Below are 20,794 nucleotides of genomic sequence, written 5' to 3'. Positions count from 1 at the left end.
CTGGTTGGTCTGGTGCAGAACGGTGCGGTGCGGATGAAAGATTAACAAATTCTGAACGCGCATCTGTAAGGCATTGATTTTATATAGGGCCATCTCGTATCCACGCGTGGACATCCAGGCCTTAGACCGATTTTACCATCGTGATCGCGGCGCGAAATCCGAACGCATAGCGCAGCAAACCCAGCTGCTGGGTCTTCTCGACGCGATACCCCAGCCGCTGATAGAGCTCCCTCGCCCGCCCATTGCTGTCGATCACCTCCAGTCGCACAGATCCATAGCCGCGCGCCCGCGCCTGATCTTCGATCGCGGCCATCAGCGCGCTTCCGATGCCCAAACTGCGAGCCGATGCGGCGACACAAATTCCGTCGAGGAGAAAGTAATCCTGCTCGGCCGCATCGCTGAGCATCCACAGCAGCGGCAGCCGCCAAGCCGTGCCAAGGATGCCATAGATCGCGCGGATATCGGCGACCTCGCCGCCCGCGAAGCTGCCGGCTGGGGTCTTGAAGCCAGCCATTCCCAGCAGGTGGCCGGTGTCATCCAAAGCCACAATGGCATGATGGGCGCGCAGCACGCGGGTGAGGAAGCGGTGGGCTTTCGGGATGGGGCCCATCACACGACCGAGTTTGCCGCCGAAGGCCTGCCAGTACAGCTCCACAGCTTCGGCGCGCAGGGCTTCGGGCAGGCCGAGTTGGTAGGTGATTTTCATGACAGCGCACCAAGCAGGGCAGCGGTGTGGCCCGCGCCGAGGATCCAGCCTTCTTCTGCGCAGGGCGAGGTGTCGAGCAGGGGAGCGAGGAGGTTTTGCTGGGAGAGGCTGAACAGGGCTTCGGCGAGCAGGCGGACTTGGGCCTCATCTTTCACGGAGGCAGGATCGGCGGTGACGGCGGCGGCGATGAGTGAGGGGTAAACCTCGGCCAGGGTGATCTGGGCGGGGTTGTCGAAGGGCCAGACAGCGGTGCCGTGGCGCTGCGAGAGGCGGTGGATCATCGGTTGGCCGATCAGGCCTTGGCTGCCTGCGGCGCCGGTGGTGTAGAGTTTCCAGACGGGTTGGGCGCGGGGGACTAGGGTTTCGACTTCGCGGCGCTCGGGGAGAGTCAGGACGTTGTAATTGATGGATTTTGTGGGGGGGAGATCGGGGAGGTTCAGGCTGGCGGGGCGGCCCCAGAACGGGCCTTTTGAGGTGGCAGTTGCAAACTGGCGGTTGATCTGGGCAGCGATCTGGAAGCGGTTGTTGCCGTTGTTGGGCGCGTCTTCGATATGCTCGGCCAGCCATGCCCAGACGGCGCGGGCACTGGCGGTTCCGGTCAGGCGGGCGGCGAAGCCTTTGGGGTAGCCCATCGGGAAATCGCAGCCGATCAGCAGGGACTGGCCGTTAACGAGTGCGTTTTCGATAGCCAGCGACAGTGCTGCTTCGGCGCTGCCACGGCTGCGGTGGTAGGTGCTTTGCGCGCCTGTGGCGTCGATGCTGCCAAGCCAGATCGCGTCGGCAGAAGGACGGGCGGGGGACAGTGTCGAGGATGCCGACCAGTCCGCCACGATCACCCGGTCAAAGCGTTGCAAGGCCGACCTCGGCGAGAATGAAATCGGCGATTTGCAGGGTGTTGTTCAGGTCGAGTACCGATACGGGCAGGGCGGCAAGCGCCATATCGGTCGCAACGGCCCGCACCAAGGGATCATTGGGTTGGATCAGATCATGGCCTGTTTCCTGCCGGAACACCTCGATCTTGGCATGGGCGTCGCGCTTGTAGCCTTCGACCAAGATCAGATCGACGGGGGCCATGCGCGACAGCACTTCCGCCAGATCAGGCTCCGGCCCGCGATGTTCGCGCATCAGCGCAAAGCGGTGGGCGGAGGCCAAAACCACCTCGGACGCGCCTGCTGCGCGGTGGCGGTGGCTGTCTTTGCCGGGTTGGTCGAGATCGACATCGTGATGGACGTGCTTGACGGTGGACACCGTGAAGCCGCGCCGGGTGATTTCGGCCACCAAACGCTCCATCAGGCTGGTTTTGCCGGAGTTTTTCCAGCCTATGACGCCATAGACCCTCATGATGCGGCCTTGATCAGGGCCTCGGCTGCCGCGAGGTCTTCGGGGGTGTTGAGGTTTTGGAAGGCGGCTTCATCGGGGAAATGTGCGCGGGCGGCGTGGTGGGCATCGGTGAAGGCCAGTACACGGGGTTTTGCGCCTGAGGCGAGGAAGGCGGCGAGGGGGTCGGCAAGGCTGACAGGCCATAACCCACAGGTGGGGTGATCTTTGGCGCAGGACGCTATGGCTAGGGCTTCGGGCGCGGTTTCGGCGGCCAAGCAGAGCTGCGGCACCAGATCGCCGGGGGCGAAGGGAGTGTCTACGGCCAGTGTCACCACCGCTGTTGCTCCCAACGGGGCGGCCCATCGCAGGGCGGCCAGCACGCCAGACAAAGGCCCGAGCGGGGTTTCATCGGGCAGAATCGGCAGGCCATAAGCTGCCAGTCGGGCGGGATCGCCATTGGCAGAGATCGCCAAGCGTTCCACCTGCGGCTCCAACCGCGCGATGGCATGGCCCAGCAGGGTTTGGCCCGCCAAGCGCAGCAACGCCTTGTCGGCTCCCATGCGACGACCGATCCCGCCCGCCAGAACGCATCCAAAAATCCGCACCTTGGCCCCTTCAAATTGCTTGTGCAAAGGCCTAAGCCGTTCTGCATCCGGCGTAAAGCCGCCCCAAGCTGCCGAGGTTCTATGTCTGCCTCTCGTGAAAGCTATCTGCGCGGTGTGCGCGCAGCGCTGCCCTTTGCCGTGGTGATCGTGCCGTTTGCGATGCTGTTTGGCCTGCTGGCCTCTGAGGCCGGGTTGCAACTCTATGAAATCGTGGCGTTTTCGGTGAGTGTGTTCGCCGGGGCGTCGCAATTTGCAGCGCTGCATCTGTTGCAGGATCAAGCGCCACTGCTGGTGATTTTGGCGACATCCTTGGCGGTCAATCTGCGGATGCTGATGTATTCGGTGACGCTTGCGCCGCATGTGGGGGCGGCCCCGTTGGGGGTGCGGGCGGTGATGGCCTATCTGCTGGTCGATCAGAGTTTTGCTTTGTCGGTCGCGGAATATGACAAGCGGCCCAGCATGACACTGCCGGAAAAGACTGCGTATTTTTTTGGTGCGGTGACGCCGGTTCTGCCGCTGTGGATGGGATCAACCGTGGCCGGGGCTTTGGCGGGGCGAGCGATTCCGCCGGAATATGCGCTGGATTTCGCGGTGCCGATTGCGTTTCTGGCGATGACAGCACCGATGATCCGCTCTTGGCCGCATGCGCTGGCGGCGGGGCTTTCGGTGGTGTTGACGCTGGTTTTGACATTTTTGCCCTATGGCACTGGGTTGCTGGTGGGGTCCACCATCGGCATGGCGGCGGGGGCGGGGTTTGAATACTGGCGCGAGAAGGCCGCAACATGATTGATCCGAATATTGACAGAGTCCAATTCTGGATTGTCGTGGTGGTGCTGGGGCTTGCGACCTATGCCATCCGATTCTCATTCCTCGGACTGCTCGGCAATCGCGTCTTGCCGGGCTGGTTGCAGCGCAGTTTGCGCTATACGGCGGTGGCGGTGCTGCCTGCGCTGGTGGCCCCTGCTGTGCTGTGGCCGCCTGCTACGGGGGGTGAACCGGATGCGGCGCGTCTGCTGGCCGCTGTAGTGACGATGGTTGTGGGGCTGGCTACGCGGCAGATGATCATCGCCGCCTTGGCCGGTGTGGTCACCCTGCTGGGGCTGCCGTTTCTGCTGTAACAGCAATGACAAAAGCCGCGCTGAGGTCAGCGCGGCTTTGAGTCTTCGTGGGTTTGCAGCTTACTGCGTGACGGCGTGTTCGGCCTGCACCATCAGCACACCATGGTTGTTATCGGCATCATCATCGGTGATCACCTTGCGCGTAGCCCCCGGCAGTTGGCCGAATTCTTTCATCAGCTTGTTCGGATACCAAGTGCCGCTGATCGCCTCAAATCCCGGAACACCGTGCAGGATCGACGAGACCGAATGGGCACATTGCGCGCTGGGCACCGAGCCATAGGCCTCCGCGCGCTGCTTGACCCGTTCGGCGATTTCAGGGGTGACGACCACGGTTTGCTCGATGACGTTGAAGGTCTCACGCGCGTGATAGTCGATGTAGAAGCTGACCATCTTGGGGGTGACGCCGTAATGCACGTCGCCACGCTCGGGCAGATAGGGGTGATACCAGGTGCCTGCGGGGTCAAACATCACCTGTTCCGAGGCGTTGATCAACAGGCCAGAATGCGCGCCCGAGCCGTTGCGGGTGCTTTGCACGGTGAACAGGGTGATGGAGCGTGGCGGTTCTGCCACATAATGCGCCGAGGGGGCCGCCATCTGGGCATCTGTCGCCCATTTGTTGTCGCCCGCACAGGCAGACAGCGCAAAAAGCGCCAGAACGGCAAAGGCCTTGAAATTCATATTACAGTTCCGGCGTTAAAGGATCAGGCGTTGGCGAGTGCCATGAAGATCAGGATGCCGACCGAGATGATCGCGCCCCACGTCGCCATGCGGACAAAGCCGTCAAAGGTCTTTTCCTGCACGCGAATATCCATGCTGCCCGGTTTGTGTTCGGCCATTTGAGCGTCCTTTCAGAGTTGTTGCCTTGCCAATAGCTGATTCAGTTCCGGCTGTCACGGGGCGTAGCGGTTTGCGGTGCACAGAAAATGTCGCGCTTTAGGCCGAGGCATCGCCAGACTCGCCGCCCATCCAGCCCGTGGCAAGGCGAAAGCCGATACGGGTCGGCGGGGATTCTGGTGCCGATTTCGGCACGGCGCGCAGCATGACGGAAAGCTGGCTGACATGCTGGATCAGTTGGGTTTTCATGCCCTCTTCATCGCGGCCATAGAAGGTCAGCAGATCGGGCTCAAAGAATCCAAGCCCCTCGATCTTCAGCACGCCGGCTTGTGATCCGGTGAAGCCCATGGCGATCTCTTGCTGAGCGTCAAGATGGCTTTCAAAGTTGCGGATATACAGGATGATCCGCTCATAGGCCCATTCAGCGGGGCTTTTCTCGGCCAAGGGGCGGCGTTGCAAGGCAGCGGGCAGGGGCAGTTGCTCGGCGGTCAAAGGCGCCGCGGGATCGGCGTGGATTGCATGACAGCGCGGCAGGCCTGCGGCTTTGGCTACAGCGGCGTTCAGAGCGGCTTCGGCGGCTGGATCAAGTTCTTTCGGCATTCCGGCTCCTTAGTGGGCCTGCCAATGCCAAGCCCCTTCAGCATCCAGAGAACGCGAAACATGGCCGCGCTTCAAGAGGTAGTTCAGATGCGCCACCGTCTCGACAAGGGCGAGGCCGTGTTGGCTTCCGGTGATCTCGCGCTTGAACAGTGGCACGAAACACTGGGCGGCGGTGTGCGGGGTGGCCAAGTGGGAAAGCAACCGGGTGAGCGCGCTTTCGTGGTTTTCGGCCATCTGGATCAGCCGGAACGGCAGGCCGGTGAAGGGCAGTTTGTGCCCCGGCAGCACAAGATGATCCAACCGCGCATGGGGCGCAAAGCCGCGCGTGCTGTCGAGCCATTCGCCTAGCGGGTCCGCGTCGGGTTCTGTCGGGTAGACGCCGATATTGGCCGAGATACCGGGCAGGAGCTGATCGCCGGCCAAGATCAGATGGTCATCTAGGCTCCACAAAGTCGCGTGGTCGGGCGCATGGCCCTGACCCAGACGCACCAGCCAGCGCCGCCCGCCTGCGGTCAGAATGTCGCCCTCGGCAATGCGGGTGAAGCCTTGCGGCATCGCCTCGACCACATCGGCGAAGTTGAACGGGCGCTCCTCGGCCTTTTGCGCACGCATAGCGGCATTGAGCCCGGCGCGCTGGTAGAACAGCAGCGCCTCGGGTGTGGCTTTTGGTTGTTCGTCCAACACCAACATCCGCGCATATAGCCAAGCCGTGCGCGTGGCGATCAATTCCACCCCCTGCGCCTGAAACCACCCTGCAAGCCCGATATGGTCGGGGTGGTGATGAGTCACAATCAGCCGCCGCACCGGCTTGCCCGCCAGCGGCCCCGTGATCAGCCTGTCCCAAATCGTCTTGGTCTTGCGGCTGGACATGCCGGTATCCACCAAGGTCCAGCCGTCACCATCATCCAAAGCGTAGACATTGACGTGATCCAGTGCCATCGGTAGCGGCAGGCGCATCCATAGGATATCTGGAGCAATTTCAACCGCTTCGCCCTCGGCTGGCGGAGCATCCCACGGGTGATGAATAGCGTTGCTCACGCGCTCAAAGCCTCTGGCGTCAGCGCATATAGCCCCGCCGCACCTTCCCGCACCTGCGCCAACAACGGCGCATAGTCCGGCAGCAGCCGTTTGATGGCAAACTGCGCCAAGCTCAGCCGTGCCGGATCGGCCAGCGCGCCTTTCAAGTGGAAATGGCTGCCCAACACCCGCGCAAAGGCGCGCAGATAGGGCACCGCGCCCGCAAAGCGATCATTCGGTGACATCAGATTAAGCGCTTCGGTTGCTTCACGCAAGGCTTCGGTGGCCGTCCAAACCGCGCCTGCCAGATCGGGATGCGCCACACGCGCGCTTTCCGCCACCACCTGCACCTCGTCAAACAGCCGATAGGCAGCCTCGCCATTGTCCATCATCTTGCGCCCCACCAGATCCATCGCCTGTATCCCGTTGGTGCCTTCGTAAATCGCCGTCACCCGGACATCGCGGGAGAACTGTGCCGCGCCGGTTTCCTCAATGAACCCCATGCCGCCATGCACTTGCACGCCGAGATGCGCCACCTCGCAGCCAATGTCGGTGCCGTAAGCTTTGGCGATAGGGGTGAGTAAAGCCGCCCGCGCCTGCCATTCAACCGAGCCCGTGGCGCGTGCCATATCAATCGCCACCGCACAGGCGAGGCCAATCGCGCGGGCACTGAACACCTCGGCCTTCATCTGCGCCAGCATCCGACGCACATCTGCATGGTCGATGATCGCACCGGTCCCCAGCGGCGTCTTGCCCTGCTTGCGTTCCATTGCATAAGCCAAAGCCTGCTGAAACGCCGCTTCGGCCACGGCGACCCCCTGCATTCCCACGCCCAACCGCGCGTTGTTCATCATGGTGAACATTGCGGCCATGCCTTTGTGGGGTTCTCCCACCAGCCAGCCCTGCGCAGCATCATACTGCATCAAAGCGGTGGGCGAGCCGTGTAGGCCCAGCTTATGTTCCAGACTGACCACCTTCAGATCGTTGCGTTTGCCGGGGTTGCCATCTGCATCCGGGATCAGCTTTGGCACCATGAACAGGCTGATGCCCTTGGTGCCCTCTGGCCCATCCGGCAGCCGCGCCAGCACTAGATGGCAGACGTTGCCGGAGAAATCGTTATCGCCCCAAGTAATATAAACCTTCTGGCCGGTGATTGCATAAGTGCCATCGCCGCGATCTTCCGCTTTCGTTCGCACTGCGCCCACGTCTGATCCCGCCTGCGGTTCAGTCAGGTTCATCGTGCCGCACCATTCCCCCGACACGAGCTTAGGGATATAGAGGGTTTTCAAGGCATCCGAGGCGTGATGTTCCAGCGCCTCAATCTGGCCTTGGGTCATCAGCGGGTTCAACTGCAACGCAAGACAAGCCGAGCCCATCATATCATTGACGCAGGTGGCAACCGAGATCGGCAGCCCCATGCCACCATATTCCGGGCTGGCCCCCATGCCGATCCAACCGCCCGTGGCAATCGCGCGGTAGCCTTCGGCAAAGCCCGGAGAGGTGCGTACGACGCCATTTTCCAACCTTGCCGGGTTTTTGTCGCCCGCGCGGTTCAGCGGTGCGAGGGTGGTTTCGCACAGCTTGCCGGCCTCGGCCAAGATTGCGGCGACGGTGTCGGCGCTTGCCTCCGCAAAGCGCTCCGTCGCGGAAACCTCGGCAAATCCGACCACATCCAGCAGAAAGGTAAATTCAGACAGCGGGGCGCGGTAGGGCATGGCGAACTCCGGGGCAGGCAGTATGGGGCAGGCGGCTTGGCAAGGGCAAGGATCGGGCGTAAAGGGACACTCTTGCTATGGTTATTCCTGCCACTCTGGGCATCAAGTCCTACGCTACGTCACAAAAGATGAACGAAACAGAAACCCTTACCGCCACGCCCGAGGGCCTGACCCGTGCTGCTCAGATCCTGAGCGCGCAGGGGCTTGTCTCCTTCCCGACCGAGACAGTTTACGGGCTGGGCGGCGATGCGCGCTCGGATCTGGCGGTGGCCCGGATTTTCGATGCCAAGGGACGGCCAAGGTTCAACCCTTTGATCGTGCATGTGCCCGATCTGGCGGCAGCTTCGGCGTTTGCAATCTTTGATGCCCGCGCCGAAGCCGTGGCCGCCGCGTTCTGGCCCGGCCCACTGACGCTGGTTTTGCCGCTGCGGGCTGACGCAGGCCTGTCGCCGCTGGTGACGGCAGAGCTTGATAGCGTCGCCATCCGGGTGCCCGCGCATCCGGTGGCGCAAGTCTTGCTGCGCGCGTTTGGCGGACCTTTGGCCGCACCCTCGGCGAACCCGTCGGGCCGGGTTTCGCCCACACGGGCCTCGCATGTTTTGGAAGGGCTGTCGGGCCGGATTGACGCGGTGCTGGATGGCGGCGTTTGTGCGGTTGGGGTGGAATCCACCATCCTCGGGCTGGTCGGAGAACCCGCGCTTTTGCGTCCTGGTGGTATCGCGACCGAGGCTTTGGAAGCGATGCTGGGGCCGCTTGCCACGGGCGGCAATGCGCAAAAACCCAATGCACCGGGTCAGTTGGCCTCGCATTACGCGCCGGGGGCTGCGGTGCGGTTGAATGCGGAAAGCGCTTTGCCGGGCGAGGTGCGGTTGGGGTTTGGCGCGGGGCAGGCGGATCTGAACTTGTCGGTCAGCGGTGATCTGATCGAGGCTGCGGCGAACCTGTTTCATCTGCTGCGCGAGGCAGATCGGCTGGCGCTACCCGGTCAAACCATCGCGATTGCGCCGATTCCCGAACATGGCCTTGGTCGCGCGATCAATGATCGTTTGCGCAGGGCTGCGGCCCCGCGTGGGTGATAGAGCGTTGTCTGCTTGCATCAGCCGCGCCGGGGGTTTCACACCCCCGAACCCCCGTGGAATATTTAGGCACAGAGGATGACAATTTTAGATAAGTTTTAGCGGGTTATAGCAGGGTGACGCTTGCAGGCTCCAGTCCGTCAATCTGCACATCGCAGGTCTGTCCGGGCACGATGGGGCCCACTCCGGCAGGGGTGCCGGTGAAGATCAGATCGCCGGGTTGTAGGGCCACCAGCCGCGACAGATGCGCGATGATACCCGCCACGGGCCAGATCATCTCGGCCAGATCGGCGTCTTGGGTGATACGGCCATCGACCAGACAACGGATACGGCCCGCAGGCGCGCCTTGATCCGCGGGCCGCAAAGCCCCGACCACCGCCGAGTTGTCAAACCCCTTCGCCATATCCCATGGCCTGCGCGCAGCTTTCGCTTCGGCTTGCAGATCGCGGCGAGTCAGATCGTTGCCCGCAGCGTAACCCCAGATCAGTGCCAAAGCCTGATCCTCGGTCACAAAGCTGCCAGTTGCGCCTAAGGCGACCACCAGCTCCGCTTCATGATGCAGATCGGCGGTGGCGGTGGGGTAGGGGAGTGCGGCACCCGAATCAACCACCGCATCACCGGGTTTGGTGAAGAAAAACGGCGGCTCGGCACTGGGGTCATGGCCCATCTCGCGGGCATGTTCGGCATAGTTGCGACCGACGCAGAAGATCCGCCGCACCGCAAAGCGTGCGGAACTGCCTGCCACCGCCACCGAAGGCACGGCGGCGGGCGGCAGCACGAAATCCAATTAGGACCCCATCGTGAAGCAGGTCACGCCACGCGCTTGCAGACGGCGACAGGCCAGATCGGCCTCTTTCTGACTGAGGCCGAGGAAGTTGGCGTCAAAGCCACCGCTTTTCTGCACCACTTTGCGCAAGGCATCGCCTAGCGTGGCGTTTTCCGACAGCAGGGTTTTCATCAAAATGCGATCCGCCTCGCCATAGCTGTTGAAACGGCCAATATTGATGCCGTAACCCTTGCCGCCCGAGGTGGAGACATTGGTCACCACCTCCTCTGCGGCAGGTTCTTCGGCTTGGGCCACCACAAGGGCCTCATCATAAATCGGGGCTTTGTGCTTCGGTTTGGCCGGGGCCGAAACCAGTTGCACCGATTGTGGATTGGCTGCTGTGGCTTTGATCGACAGCTCTGCCGGGGCCTCAACAGCGGCGAGTTCGACAGCTTGGGCTTCAAGCGAGTCTGGTGCAGGTTCTGCGGTGGCTTCGGCCAAGGCACCCGCGATGTCATCGGCCATCGCGTTGCCTGCTTGTTCGACAGCGGCGACAGCAACAGGGTCATGCACCGGACGCGCATTGGGGCGGGGTGAGCTGGACACTGCCATCACCAGCCTGATCGTCTTGGCCGGACCACCGCCGCCTTCTTCTTCCATTTCGGTTCCAGACTCGGCACCCGTATCCGCCTGCGCCACCAATTCCTGATCGGCGCTGTAGGTCGGCGCAATCGGCTGTTGCGAACCGCTGCCTTTTTGGGCCTTGCGGAAGCCCAGATCAAGCAATTCTGTCATCTTGGCGTTGCGCATTGGGGTCGAGGTGCCGCCGAACACGGTGGCAATGATCCGCACGCCATCCCGTTCCGCCGAGGCGGTCAGGTTGAAGCCCGCGGGCCCGGTGTAACCCGTCTTGATGCCATCCGCGCCCTTGTATTGATCAAGGAATTTGCGGTTGGTGTTGGCCACCGTTGCCATGCCCGCATCGGTGCTGCGGCGCGAGAAGATGTTGTAATATTGTGGATAATCGTAGAACAGATGCCGCCCCATGATCGACATGTCATGCGCGGTGGACAGATGCCCCTTCGCCGTCAAGCCATTGGCATTCTTGAAGGTGGAGTTCTTCATCCCCAGCTGTTTCGCGGTGCGGGTCATCCGCGCACCCCATTTTTCCGGCGTGCCCTCAAAATAATCGCCAATCGCGGCAGCCGCGTCATTGGCCGATTTCACGGCTGCGGCGCGGATCAGGTAGCGCAGTTGGATCTTCTGCCCGGCCTTCAGTCCCAAACGCGAGGGCGGCTGTGCGGCGGCGTTTTTGGACACGGTGATCATGGTATCCAGCGAGACATTGCCCGCCTCAATCTCGGAAAACGTGATGTAGAGCGTCATCATTTTGGTCAGCGAGGCCGGATGCAGTCGGGTGTCGGCATTTTCGGAATACAGCGTCTCACCCGTGCGCGCGTCCATCACATAAGCGGCATAGGGCGCGGCTTTGGACTCTTGCGGGCCGGAGCAGGCCGCGACAACGCTGAGCGTTGCCAAAACCATAAAACGACGGAGATACTGCCCAAGCTGGCATAGTGCCGATTTGCCCATTTGGTCTGCCTCATTTACCCCTCATTAAACGGGGGCTTTGTTCTGCTTGCTAAAAAGCTAGCACAGCAGGTGATTCAGGAAAACCCCTTATTCTAAAAGGGGTTCTGGGGAATATAAACTGTGGTTTATGTGCCGAAATTGCCGCTTGCACCCTAGGGATGGTGGTGATTTGGCAGGCTGGCCACAAGATCGGGCAGTTCGGCAAGGCTTGGCAGGCTGAAGAATCTGTCCATCCCCTGCGGCGCATCGGCGTGTTCCAGCGCCCAGGTCAGCCCATGTGGGATATGCACGCCGTAGGCTCCCGCAGCCAATGCCGGAAGCACGTCTGATTTCAACGAGTTGCCGATCATCATTGCCTGATCCGCCCCGGTGCCATGACGGGCGAAAATCGCCGAATAGGATTTGGCGGTCTTGTCCGAGACGATTTCGACGCCGTGAAACAGATCGCCCAAGCCCGATTGCGCCAGCTTGCGCTCTTGATCCAGCAGATCGCCCTTGGTGATCAAAACGACTCGGTGGCTGGCCGCCAAGGTTTTAACCGCCGCCCGCGCATGGGGCAAAAGTTCGATCGGATGCGCCAACATCTCGCGTCCCGCCGCCATGATCTCGGCAATCACCAAGGATGGCACCCGGCCTTCGGTGACTTCAATCGCAGTTTCAATCATCGACAGAGTGAAGCCTTTGACGCCAAAGCCATAATGCCCGAGATTGCGCCGCTCGGCTGCCAAAAGCTGCATGTGCAAATGATCCGCGTCGCAGTAATCCGCCAGCAGTTGCGTGAAGCGATCTTGCGTCAGGCGGAAGAAACTTTCGTTCTGCCACAGCGTGTCATCGGCATCAAAACCTATCGTTGTCAGCATATTGTCCCCCTGTCGCGCCATCATCCAAGCTGAGGGTCTTTTCGCAAGGCAGAAATGCGCTATATTACGATAGTGCAACCGAAATTCCGAATCTGCCAAACGGAGCCTATCCGCGTGAACCCCATTGCAGGCCTGACTGAACCCACGATGTCCGACGCGCCGCATGGCCCCGGCAATGATACCTCGATTCTGACCAAAACCAAGACCAAGACGCAGCGACCTCCGCTGTATAAGGTTATGCTTTTGAACGATGATTACACGCCGATGGAATTTGTTGTGCATATTCTGGAACGGTTTTTCGGCCTGAACCACGCGCAAAGTTTTGAGATCATGCTGGCGGTTCACAAAAAGGGTCTGGCGGTGGTCGGCGTGTTTTCCTATGAGATCGCGGAGACCAAAGTGGCGCAGGTGATGGATTTCGCCCGCCGGCACCAGCATCCGTTGCAATGCACGATGGAAAAAGAATAAACTTTTAGCAAAGAACAGGCGGCTTTCATGCGCTCGGCCCGGTTGGAATTGGCGCTGCAAAGCGGCGCTTTGGTGTTGCCTGCTGTGGGCGATATTGTGGTGTTGCGGCCTCGCGCGGGGGATGATCTGTCGGCTTTGCCGCAGGACCGCGTGGTGGTGAAAACCGGCTTTAAACCCGACCACGATTATTTTGCAGCGCAAGGCTACCGGACCGAGGGTTCGGGCAGCATTGCCATCGTCTGCGTGCCACGCGCGAAAGCCGAAGCACGGGCTTTGATGGCCGAGGCTTTGGGTGCGGATATTATCGTCGTCGATGGCCAAAAGACCGACGGGGTTGAAACGTTGCTGAAAGATTGCAAGGCCTTGGGCCTTGAGGTCGGCGAGGCGTTGTCGAAAGCTCATGGTAAGCTGGCGGTGGTGAAACCCGGCCCGGCATTGGCTGAATGGGCGGCGAACCCCATGCAGGTTGAAGGCGGCTTCCAAACCCTGCCCGCGGTGTTCTCGTCTGATGGGCCGGATCGCGGCTCAGCCCTGTTGGCAGCCGCGCTGCCTGCCAAACTCGGGGCGCGTGTCGCCGATCTGGGGGCGGGCTGGGGCTATCTGTCACGGGCGATCTTGGCGCGGGAAGGTGTCAAGGAACTCGATCTGGTCGAGGCAGAGGCCGAGGCCTTGGTCTGCGCTCGGGTCAACATCCCCGACCCCCGCGCAAAGTTTCACTGGGCCGATGCGACCACCTTCAAGCCTGTGCGGCTGTGGGACAGCGTGGTGATGAACCCGCCCTTCCACACCGCGCGCGAGGCGGATGCGGGGCTGGGCATGGCGTTTATCAAAGCCGCGCGGCGCGGCCTAAGCCCCTCAGGCAGCCTGTGGATGGTTGCCAATCGGCATCTGCCTTACGACAAGTTGCTGGTCACCTTGTTCAAGCAGGTCGAGGAAATCGGCGGCGACAAGGCGTTTCGGGTAACGCGGGCGTCGTATCCGATCCGCACGCGGTAAGTTTCTTGGTTAGGCTCTTGGGCTACGCGCTGGGGTTTCACACCCCAGACCCCGTGGGATATTTGAGCACAGAGGATGACAATTTTAGTCAAATTGTAGCAATTTACTCCGGGTATTGCGCCTTACATGCCTTGATCGACGGGCTAGCGGCCTTGGCTTGCACCGCGCGTTTGGCTTTTAGGCTGGCGAGTTTGGCGGATTCGGCGTTCAGGTCGATGGCTTTGGGGCGTTGCTCGGTGTAATCTACATCATCAAGGCACATTTGCGGACCCATATCCGGTTTCCCGGGTTTGCCGCGATATCCGCATTGCCGCCAAACCGTGCGCGAAAGGGTAACGGTTTCATAGGCATAGCCGCGCTGAATATTGCCTTCGGTCTCGGCAATCAGGCGATCCACCACACGCATGTCGCGGGTGGCCCCGCTGATGCAGTTTTCTTGTGGAGTGCCACAGGCGGCGAGGATCAGCAGGGCAGGCAGGACGATGCGTTTCATGGGCGACTCACAAAATGGGATGCTGGCTTTACTATAGGGCCACGCGCTTGATATGCCATAACACGGGCGCTGGCCCCGGATTATAAGCGAAAAGGGCGAGGCATGGCCGAGGATTTCAGCATAGAAAAGGCGCAAGCCTCGGCTTGGTTTCGCACCTTGCGCAATCAGATTATTTTGACTTTTGAAGGGCTTGAGGCGAGCTACGGCAAGGCTGCGCGCTTTGAAGTGACACCGACCACCCGCGCGGATGGCGGCGGCGGCCTCATGTCGGTGCTGCGCGGCGGTGCGGTGTTTGAGAAGGTGGGGGTCAACGTCTCGGAAGTGCATGGCGCTTTGGGTGAGCGGGCGCAAAAGGCGATGGCGGCGCGTGGGGTGCCGGGCATGGACAAAGACCCCCGGTTTTGGGCCAGCGGGATTTCTCTGGTGGCGCATATGGTCAACCCGCATTGTCCGGCGGTGCATATGAACACGCGGATGTTCTGGACGCCGCATGCTTGGTGGTTTGGCGGCGGCGCGGATTTGAACCCCTGTCTGGAATACCCCGAGGATACCGCGCATTTCCATAGCGCAATGCGGGCGGCTTGTGATGTGCATCACCCTGATTACTATGCGAAATTCAAGGCTTGGGCGGATGAGTATTTCTTCATCCCGCACCGGGGCCGCGCGCGCGGTGTCGGCGGGATTTTCTACGATGATCTGAACACCGGCGATTGGGCAGAGGATTTTGCTTTGACGCAGGATGTGGGCCGTGCCTTCCTGCCTGCCTTTGTCCCGCTCACCGAACGCCGCCTTTCCACCCCTTGGTCGGACGCTGACCGTGAGGCGCAACTGATCCATCGCGGGCTCTATGCCGAGTATAATCTGGTCTATGATCGCGGCACGAAATTCGGTCTGGAATCCGGCCATGATGCCAATGCGGTGCTGATGAGCCTGCCGCCGATTGCCAAGTGGACCTAGGCTTGCAGCCGCAGCAACAGGCCGACGCCCAGCACAATCACCGTCATGCCGATGATCTGGCGGCGGGTGACGGGCTGATTGAACGCATAGCGCGAGACGGCGGTGGCGAAGATCACCTCGACCAGCGCCAAGGTGCGGACATTGGCGGCGGAGGTCAGCGCGAAGCCAATGAACCAGAACTGCGAGGCGAAAGCGCCAAGGAAGCCTGCAAACAGCGATGACCTCCAGACCGCGAAAGAGGCCCGCAACGCGGCGCGGTTGAACAGTGCCATCCAGATCAGCAGGGTGGCGGTTTGGATCAGCAGGCTCAGCGCGAGGGTCGAGGTGGCGCGGATCAGAAAGCCGCCTTGGTCGAGATGGGTGATGCCACCCCGAAAGCCGATGGCTGATGCGCCAAACAACCCGCCCGCCAGAAGACCGGTAAGGGCGGGCCGACCCAACTGCCAGACACGGGTGCCGGGTTTGATCGACATCAGCATTACCCCGGCGCTGGCGATCACGATGGCGGCCAGAACCGGCAGGCTGATCGGATCGCGCAGGATCAGCGCTGCGGCAAGCGCCACGATGACAGGCTCGGTTTTCAGCCAAGCGGTGGTGACGGCGAAGCTTTGCGACTTCATCACCACCAGCATCAGGCCAGTGGCGGCGATCTGCGCCAAAGCGCCCGCGACGGTGAAGCCGAGGCTGGGCAGGTTAGGGATCGGAATGGCTTCGCCTGTCGCAAGCGTGACCAGCGCAAGAAACAGCACCGCAAACGGCAGGCCGAACAGGAAGCGCACTTGCGTCGCCCCAACAGTGCCGATCTGCCGGGTGAGGCTCGACTGCATGGCGTTGCGCGCAACTTGGCCGATGGAGCCAAGCAGCGCTGCCAGCACCCAAAGGCTGCTCATGCCCCGAAACCGTTCATGGCTGGCTGGCGATCAGGCGGCCCAAACGCTTCATGCCCTCGTCAATCGCGGCCTCATCGGCGCAGGAAAACGACAGGCGCAGGGTGTTGCCATTGCTGCCATCGGCGAAGAAGGCGCGACCGGGGACGAAAGCCACCCGCTCAGTTTGCAACGATTGCGCGAGCAGATCTGCGCCGTCCATCCGTTCCGGTAAGGTCAGCCAGATGAACATGCCGCCCTCGGGTTTGGTCCAGCTGACGCCGTCGGGCATCTCACGGGTCAGCGCCTTGAGCAGGTGATCGCGGCGGGCTTTGTAGGTTTGCCGCAGCTTGGCGACATGGGGGTCGAATTGGGTGCTGGCGACATGGTGGGTGACGATCTGGTTAGTTGTGGCTGAATGTAGATCGGCGGCTTGTTTCATCAGTACAAGGCGACTGATCACCTCGGATGCGCCGCAAACCCAGCCCACCCGCAGGCCGGGGGCGAGCGATTTGGAAAAGCTGCCACAGTACAACGTGCGGCAGTTTTCAATGCTACCCTTGCGGGCGATTTCCAGCGCCAGAATCGGCGGAATCGCCTCGCCGTCATAGCGCAGCGTTTGATAGGCGGCGTCCTCAACCACGGCGATGTTCATTTCATCAGCAAGATCAATCACCGCCTCACGGGCAGAGCGGGCGATGGTTTCACCTGTGGGATTGGCAAAATCGACCGAAAGATAAGCGAATTTCACCCGGCCCCCCGCGGCTTCGGCCTTTGCCGTGAAATCGGCGGCGGGGCGGTTGGAGTTGGGGTCAAGGCGGTCGTAGGTCGGCTCGTAGGCGTTGAACGCGCCCAGAGCACCCAGATAGGTCGGCCAGCCGACCAGCACGGTGTCATTCGGTGAGATCATCAGTTTCGCCAGATAATCAAGCGCTTGCTGTGAGCCTGAGGTGATCAGAATGTTATCCGCCGTGCAGGGCACACCGATCTTGCCCATCTCGGCCACGATCCAATCGCGCAGCGGCTTATAGCCCTCTGATACCGAATATTGCAGGGCAGCCCCCGCCTTGGGGCCGGTCAAAGCCGCCGAGAAGGCATCGCGAAAAGCTTCGGTGGGGAACAAGGCAGGGTCGGGAATACCGCCCGCGAAGGAAATGATGTCGGGCTGATCCAGCAGCTTCAAAAGCTCACGAATTTCCGAGGCTTTCATCCGCGCATTGCGCGTCGCCAGAACACTATTCCACTCCACGACAGTCCTCCCAAACGGTTTGGTGGCGACATTTGCGCTGGGCGGAGGGTAAGTCAATATCTATGACCTAAAATGTGATCGGTTGGGCCGCATGGCAGCGGGGCGGGTATTTGACTGCTACTCTGAACCGCCCATCCGCTGCCGCAATATCCCAATCAGCGCGCCGTCCCTTGGCAGCTTGTCGGCTTTGCCTTCTTCCGACAGGTAATAGAAGCGGCCAGGAGTCACGGAGTTGGGCAATTCATAGTCCATGCCCTCCCATTCATCCTCGCGGAAGGAATAGAACGCCCAGTGGCCGCCGCGCGCCTCGACAGCATCTATCACGTCGGTCAGATAGGTCGCGCAATCCGGCCACAGCCGCATACAGCCGAGTTCGGCGGCGACGATGCGGGTGGGGGGCAGGCCTTGCGCTGCGGCCCAATCGAAGGCGTGGTCGATATGGGCGACGACGGCAGCCCGATTCCAGACCTGTTCGCCCCCGGCATAATCGGTTGTCACACCCGGATAGCGCAGCGGCACATCGCGCTTCATGTTGGGCGCGCTGGTGGCGGCGTAGGGTTCATACATGTGGAACGCGTAGAGCACGCGATCATCGTCGAGTTTTTCCGGCCATGCCGCCAGCGCGCGCGGATTGGCGTAAGAGCCGCCGTCCACCATCACCGGGGGCACCGGATCAACGGCGCGGACCGCGGTGATCATGCGGGTGTAAAGCTTGGGCAGGTCACGCGGGGTTCCGGCTTGGGCGGCTTGCCACGCCAGCAAATCCGGCATCGCGCCGTTTTCAGCAAGGCCCGTGGTCTTTTCCGGCGCGGGTTCATTCAGCAGGTTATAGCCCGCGATGGCAGGATGATCCTTTAGCGCGGCGGCCAGATCGCCCCAGAACTGCACCGCTTGATCGGCGAAGGCCGGATCAGACCACAGCCGATCATCAAATTTGCCACCGTTCTGCTGGACCCAACGCGCATCGGGCAGGCTGAGCGGCACGATCACCACTTTCAGCCCGGCAGCTTGAGCGGCGTCCAGAGTGGCCCGCAAACCGCCAGATCTTCGGGCACGAGACCAGAGTAATGGTCAGCATCGCCGATCAGGAAGTCGCGGCCTGTGCCCTGCCATTTGCTGAAGGTCAGCCGTACCCATGTTGCCCCGGTATCGGCCAAGGCTTTAAAATAGGCATCATCCTGCGGCTTGGCGTTGAAGCCATTGGCACCTTTCTGCGGGCTGTCCCAGAAGCTGATCAGATCGGCACTAAAAGCGGCGGCGGGCATAAATGCGCAGAGCGCGGCGAGGCGCAGGACGGGCAGAAGGGGCAATATGGGACTCCAAGATTCAAGTCGCGATGTTTAGCCCAACGTGCCGACAAGCGCCCCTCAAGAAGCGGGCCGGGTGGAAACGCGGCGAATTTTCACCGCTGCCGCACGGTTTCCACCATCAGCGCGACATTCTCTGGATCGGCATCCGGCGTGATGCCGTGGCCGAGGTTGAAGATATGCGGGCCGCCTTGGAAGGCGGCTTTGACGCGCCGGGTGGCGTCGATCAAGTCTTGCCCGCCGGTCACCATATGGGTGGGTGAGAGGTTGCCCTGCACGCAGCCCGTCGATTGCACGTTCTCCGCCGCCCATTCCGGGCTGACCGAATTGTCGATGGCGACACAGTCGGCTCCGGTGGCTTTGGCGAAACCGATATAGCCCGCGCTCGCTTCGCGCGGGAAGGCGATGATCGGCAGACCGGGGTGCTTGGCCTTCAACGCCGAGATGATGCGGGCGGTGGGTTTGACGGCGAAATCGGTGAAATCTTGGCCTTTCAGCGATCCGGCCCAGCTGTCGAACAACTTGACCACTTCGGCACCGGCCTGAACCTGCATCGAGAGATAGTCGATGGTGGCTTCGGTGATCACGTCGATCAGGGCGGCGAAGGCGGCGCGGTCGGTGGCTTTCAGGGCATGGGCTGGGCCTTGATCCTTGGTGCCACGACCTGCGATCATATAGGTCGCAACCGTCCAAGGCGCGCCTGCAAAGCCGATCAGGGTGGTCTGCTGCGGCAATTCATGCGCGAGAATACGGACGGTTTCGTAGATCGGTGCAAGGGTTTCGTGGATGCTGTCTTTTGAGCGCAGCGCCTGCACCTCGGCCATCGTGGTGATGGTTGACAGGCGCGGGCCCTCGCCAGTCTCGAACCACAGATCGGCCCCCAAGGCCTGCGGCAACAGCAGAATGTCGGCAAACAGGATCGCGGCATCAAAGCCATAGCGGCGGATCGGTTGCAGCGTCACTTCGGCGGCCAAGTCCGAATTATAGCACAAAGACAGGAAATCCCCGGCCTGCGCCCGCGTCGCGCGGTATTCCGGCAGATAGCGGCCCGCTTGCCGCATCATCCAGATTGGCGGGGTGGACAGGGTTTCGCCGCTCAGGGCGCGCAGGATCAGTTTTGACATGGGTTGCCTCCAGTTGCGCGCTTGCGTCCCTTACCTGCGACGGCGTGTCAAGCGCGCCCATGCGGCAATCGGTTGAAAGGCGCAAGTGTCGCGGGTAAGTCTGGCGCATGACATATGCAATGCCCACCCCCGCACGCACTTTCAAAATCGGTACCCGTGGCTCTCCACTGGCCCTGTGGCAGGCGCATGAGGTGCGCCGATCGCTGATGGCGGCGTTTGATCTGCCCATCGAGGCGTTTGAGGTGGTGGTGATCAAGGTCACCGGCGACTTGGTGCAGGACCGCGCGCTGAAAGAGATCGGCGGCAAGGGGCTGTTCACCCGCGAGATCGAGGAAGCACTGGATGTGGGTGAAATCGACATTGCCGTGCATTCGATGAAGGACATGCCGGTGTTGCAGCCGGAAGGCTTGCTGCTGGATTGCTATCTGCCGCGCGCGGATGTGCGGGATGGCTTTGTATCGCATGTGGCGCAGGGCGTGGCGGATTTGGCCCAAGGGGCGGTGGTCGGCTCGTCATCCTTGCGCAGGCGGGCACAACTGGCGCATCGGCGGCCCGATCTGCAACTGGTCGAGTTTCGCGGCAATGTGCAGACGCGGATGCGCAAGCTGGAGGACGGCGTGGCGCAGGCGACGTTTTTGGCGATGGCCGGGCTGGTGCGGTTGGGCATGGCGCAGGTGGCGCGACCGATTGAGGTGGCGGATATGCTGCCGGCCGTGGCGCAAGGCGCGATTGGGGTGGAGCGTCGGGTCGATGATGCGCGCGCCGAGGCGATGCTGGCCGCGATCCACCATGCCCCGACAGGGGTGCAACTGGCCGCCGAACGGGCGTTTCTGGCGCGGCTGGATGGTTCTTGTGAGACGCCGATTGCCGGACTTGCGGTGCTGGACGGCGATCAGCTTTGGCTGCGCGGCGAGATTTTACGCCCGGATGGCAGTCGGGTGATCAAGGGCGAGGTGCGTGGGCCACAGGCCGATGCGGCGGCTTTGGGCACAGGTTTGGCGGCTGACCTGCTGGCGCAGGCGGGCAAGGGGTTCTTTGGCTGAGGCGGCGCATGGGGTTTCACACCCCCATGCCATTGGTCTCTTGAACCAATGGCAAACCTCGTGGGATGTTTTCGCGCGAAG

At 61.7% G+C, this 20,794-nt stretch carries 25 protein-coding genes; 7 read left to right on the top strand and 18 right to left on the bottom strand.

Annotation, left to right across the window (positions count from 1 at the left end; genetic code table 11):
* Nucleotides 1–121: 121 nt before the first annotated feature.
* The 4 genes from AKV04_RS24335 to mobA are packed head-to-tail and all read right to left on the bottom strand — an operon-like array spanning nucleotide 122 to nucleotide 2,631.
* Nucleotides 122–706: a GNAT family N-acetyltransferase gene (locus tag AKV04_RS24335; RefSeq protein WP_054008984.1), complete on the bottom strand. Its 585-nt coding sequence runs from the start codon at nucleotides 704–706 to the stop codon at nucleotides 122–124.
* Nucleotides 703–1,560 (bottom strand): hypothetical protein, encoded by an 858-nt coding sequence (locus tag AKV04_RS24330; RefSeq protein WP_054008983.1) that lies wholly within the window; start codon nucleotides 1,558–1,560, stop codon nucleotides 703–705. The genes AKV04_RS24335 and AKV04_RS24330 overlap by 4 nt, the downstream gene beginning before the upstream one ends.
* A complete protein-coding gene (gene mobB / locus AKV04_RS24325) occupies nucleotides 1,547–2,047 on the bottom strand; it encodes a molybdopterin-guanine dinucleotide biosynthesis protein B (protein WP_054008982.1) in 501 nt (166 codons plus the stop codon). Before mobB ends, AKV04_RS24330 begins: the two co-directional genes overlap by 14 nt.
* Nucleotides 2,044–2,631: a molybdenum cofactor guanylyltransferase MobA gene (mobA, locus tag AKV04_RS24320; RefSeq protein WP_054009044.1), complete on the bottom strand. Its 588-nt coding sequence runs from the start codon at nucleotides 2,629–2,631 to the stop codon at nucleotides 2,044–2,046. The genes mobB and mobA overlap by 4 nt, the downstream gene beginning before the upstream one ends.
* An 81-nt stretch (nucleotides 2,632–2,712) precedes the next feature.
* Here mobA and AKV04_RS24315 point away from each other — a divergent pair, with 81 nt between their 5' ends.
* Complete coding sequence (locus tag AKV04_RS24315) at nucleotides 2,713–3,417, top strand: AzlC family ABC transporter permease (RefSeq protein WP_054008981.1); 705 nt, start codon at nucleotides 2,713–2,715, stop codon at nucleotides 3,415–3,417.
* Entirely contained in the window at nucleotides 3,414–3,749 is a 336-nt protein-coding gene (locus tag AKV04_RS24310) for an AzlD domain-containing protein (protein WP_054008980.1), read from the top strand. Before AKV04_RS24315 ends, AKV04_RS24310 begins: the two co-directional genes overlap by 4 nt.
* 60 nt (nucleotides 3,750–3,809) lie before the next feature.
* On the opposite strand, the gene AKV04_RS24305 is transcribed toward AKV04_RS24310, so the two are convergent.
* The 5 genes from AKV04_RS24305 to AKV04_RS24285 form a co-directional block, all read right to left on the bottom strand.
* Entirely contained in the window at nucleotides 3,810–4,427 is a 618-nt protein-coding gene (locus AKV04_RS24305) for a hypothetical protein (protein WP_054008979.1), read from the bottom strand.
* 23 nt (nucleotides 4,428–4,450) lie between these two features.
* Nucleotides 4,451–4,585 carry an aa3-type cytochrome c oxidase subunit IV gene (locus AKV04_RS24300; protein WP_054008978.1) on the bottom strand — a complete coding sequence of 45 codons (135 nt, stop codon included), beginning with the start codon at nucleotides 4,583–4,585 and terminating at the stop codon, nucleotides 4,451–4,453.
* A 97-nt stretch (nucleotides 4,586–4,682) separates the two neighbouring features.
* On the bottom strand, nucleotides 4,683–5,183 hold the full coding sequence (locus AKV04_RS24295; RefSeq protein WP_054008977.1) for a DUF6173 family protein: 501 nt from the start codon (nucleotides 5,181–5,183) through the stop codon (nucleotides 4,683–4,685).
* Between the two features lie 9 nt (nucleotides 5,184–5,192).
* Nucleotides 5,193–6,221, bottom strand: coding sequence for an MBL fold metallo-hydrolase (locus tag AKV04_RS24290; protein WP_054008976.1), 1,029 nt, complete (start codon nucleotides 6,219–6,221; stop codon nucleotides 5,193–5,195).
* Nucleotides 6,218–7,915, bottom strand: coding sequence for an acyl-CoA dehydrogenase (locus AKV04_RS24285; RefSeq protein ID WP_054008975.1), 1,698 nt, complete (start codon nucleotides 7,913–7,915; stop codon nucleotides 6,218–6,220). Before AKV04_RS24285 ends, AKV04_RS24290 begins: the two co-directional genes overlap by 4 nt.
* Before the next feature lie 128 nt (nucleotides 7,916–8,043).
* Here AKV04_RS24285 and AKV04_RS24280 point away from each other — a divergent pair, with 128 nt between their 5' ends.
* Nucleotides 8,044–8,991 carry an L-threonylcarbamoyladenylate synthase gene (locus AKV04_RS24280; protein ID WP_054008974.1) on the top strand — a complete coding sequence of 316 codons (948 nt, stop codon included), beginning with the start codon at nucleotides 8,044–8,046 and terminating at the stop codon, nucleotides 8,989–8,991.
* A 106-nt stretch (nucleotides 8,992–9,097) separates the two neighbouring features.
* Here the strand turns inward: AKV04_RS24280 and AKV04_RS24275 are convergent, their stop codons facing one another.
* The 3 genes from AKV04_RS24275 to AKV04_RS24265 all read right to left on the bottom strand — a co-directional run bounded on the left by AKV04_RS24275 (nucleotide 9,098) and on the right by AKV04_RS24265 (nucleotide 12,210).
* Nucleotides 9,098–9,778, bottom strand: a complete 681-nt coding sequence (locus tag AKV04_RS24275) for a fumarylacetoacetate hydrolase family protein (protein WP_054008973.1) — start codon at nucleotides 9,776–9,778, stop codon at nucleotides 9,098–9,100.
* Entirely contained in the window at nucleotides 9,779–11,350 is a 1,572-nt protein-coding gene (locus tag AKV04_RS24270; protein WP_235815760.1) for a serine hydrolase, read from the bottom strand.
* A 152-nt stretch (nucleotides 11,351–11,502) separates the two neighbouring features.
* Nucleotides 11,503–12,210 (bottom strand): HAD family hydrolase, encoded by a 708-nt coding sequence (locus AKV04_RS24265; protein WP_235815759.1) that lies wholly within the window; start codon nucleotides 12,208–12,210, stop codon nucleotides 11,503–11,505.
* A gap of 147 nt (nucleotides 12,211–12,357) precedes the next feature.
* Here AKV04_RS24265 and clpS point away from each other — a divergent pair, with 147 nt between their 5' ends.
* Both clpS and AKV04_RS24255 read left to right on the top strand, forming a co-directional pair.
* On the top strand, nucleotides 12,358–12,678 hold the full coding sequence (gene clpS, locus AKV04_RS24260) for an ATP-dependent Clp protease adapter ClpS (protein ID WP_054009042.1): 321 nt from the start codon (nucleotides 12,358–12,360) through the stop codon (nucleotides 12,676–12,678).
* 27 nt (nucleotides 12,679–12,705) lie between these two features.
* Nucleotides 12,706–13,674 carry a class I SAM-dependent methyltransferase gene (locus tag AKV04_RS24255; protein ID WP_054008971.1) on the top strand — a complete coding sequence of 323 codons (969 nt, stop codon included), beginning with the start codon at nucleotides 12,706–12,708 and terminating at the stop codon, nucleotides 13,672–13,674.
* A 103-nt stretch (nucleotides 13,675–13,777) separates the two neighbouring features.
* On the opposite strand, the gene AKV04_RS24250 is transcribed toward AKV04_RS24255, so the two are convergent.
* The gene (locus tag AKV04_RS24250) at nucleotides 13,778–14,167 is read right to left on the bottom strand and encodes a hypothetical protein (RefSeq protein WP_054008970.1); all 390 of its coding nucleotides are present in this window, start codon (nucleotides 14,165–14,167) and stop codon (nucleotides 13,778–13,780) included.
* Nucleotides 14,168–14,269: 102 nt separating this feature from the next.
* Between AKV04_RS24250 and hemF the strand changes: the two genes are divergently transcribed.
* Nucleotides 14,270–15,124 carry an oxygen-dependent coproporphyrinogen oxidase gene (hemF, locus tag AKV04_RS24245; RefSeq protein WP_054008969.1) on the top strand — a complete coding sequence of 285 codons (855 nt, stop codon included), beginning with the start codon at nucleotides 14,270–14,272 and terminating at the stop codon, nucleotides 15,122–15,124.
* Here hemF and AKV04_RS24240 read toward each other — a convergent pair.
* From AKV04_RS24240 to hemE, 5 genes are all read right to left on the bottom strand, one after another.
* Nucleotides 15,121–16,014, bottom strand: a complete 894-nt coding sequence (locus tag AKV04_RS24240; protein ID WP_054008968.1) for a DMT family transporter — start codon at nucleotides 16,012–16,014, stop codon at nucleotides 15,121–15,123. The genes hemF and AKV04_RS24240 overlap by 4 nt on opposite strands.
* Before the next feature lie 13 nt (nucleotides 16,015–16,027).
* The gene (locus AKV04_RS24235) at nucleotides 16,028–17,239 is read right to left on the bottom strand and encodes an aminotransferase-like domain-containing protein (protein WP_235815758.1); all 1,212 of its coding nucleotides are present in this window, start codon (nucleotides 17,237–17,239) and stop codon (nucleotides 16,028–16,030) included.
* 117 nt (nucleotides 17,240–17,356) lie between these two features.
* Nucleotides 17,357–18,274 (bottom strand): glycoside hydrolase family 5 protein, encoded by a 918-nt coding sequence (locus tag AKV04_RS24230; RefSeq protein ID WP_202905686.1) that lies wholly within the window; start codon nucleotides 18,272–18,274, stop codon nucleotides 17,357–17,359.
* Nucleotides 18,235–18,549: a hypothetical protein gene (locus AKV04_RS26750; RefSeq protein ID WP_202905685.1), complete on the bottom strand. Its 315-nt coding sequence runs from the start codon at nucleotides 18,547–18,549 to the stop codon at nucleotides 18,235–18,237. Before AKV04_RS26750 ends, AKV04_RS24230 begins: the two co-directional genes overlap by 40 nt.
* A 92-nt stretch (nucleotides 18,550–18,641) precedes the next feature.
* The gene (gene hemE, locus AKV04_RS24225) at nucleotides 18,642–19,670 is read right to left on the bottom strand and encodes a uroporphyrinogen decarboxylase (RefSeq protein WP_054008966.1); all 1,029 of its coding nucleotides are present in this window, start codon (nucleotides 19,668–19,670) and stop codon (nucleotides 18,642–18,644) included.
* Between the two features lie 107 nt (nucleotides 19,671–19,777).
* On the opposite strand from hemE, the gene hemC reads away from it, so the two are divergent.
* The gene (gene hemC / locus AKV04_RS24220) at nucleotides 19,778–20,713 is read left to right on the top strand and encodes a hydroxymethylbilane synthase (protein WP_054008965.1); all 936 of its coding nucleotides are present in this window, start codon (nucleotides 19,778–19,780) and stop codon (nucleotides 20,711–20,713) included.
* Nucleotides 20,714–20,794: the final 81 nt, after the last annotated feature.

The organism is Cypionkella psychrotolerans (assembly GCF_001294535.1).
Lineage (GTDB): Bacteria > Pseudomonadota > Alphaproteobacteria > Rhodobacterales > Rhodobacteraceae > Cypionkella > Cypionkella psychrotolerans.
The sequence above is the reverse complement of the archived record's forward strand: the minus strand, read 5'-3'. Positions and strand labels throughout refer to the sequence as shown.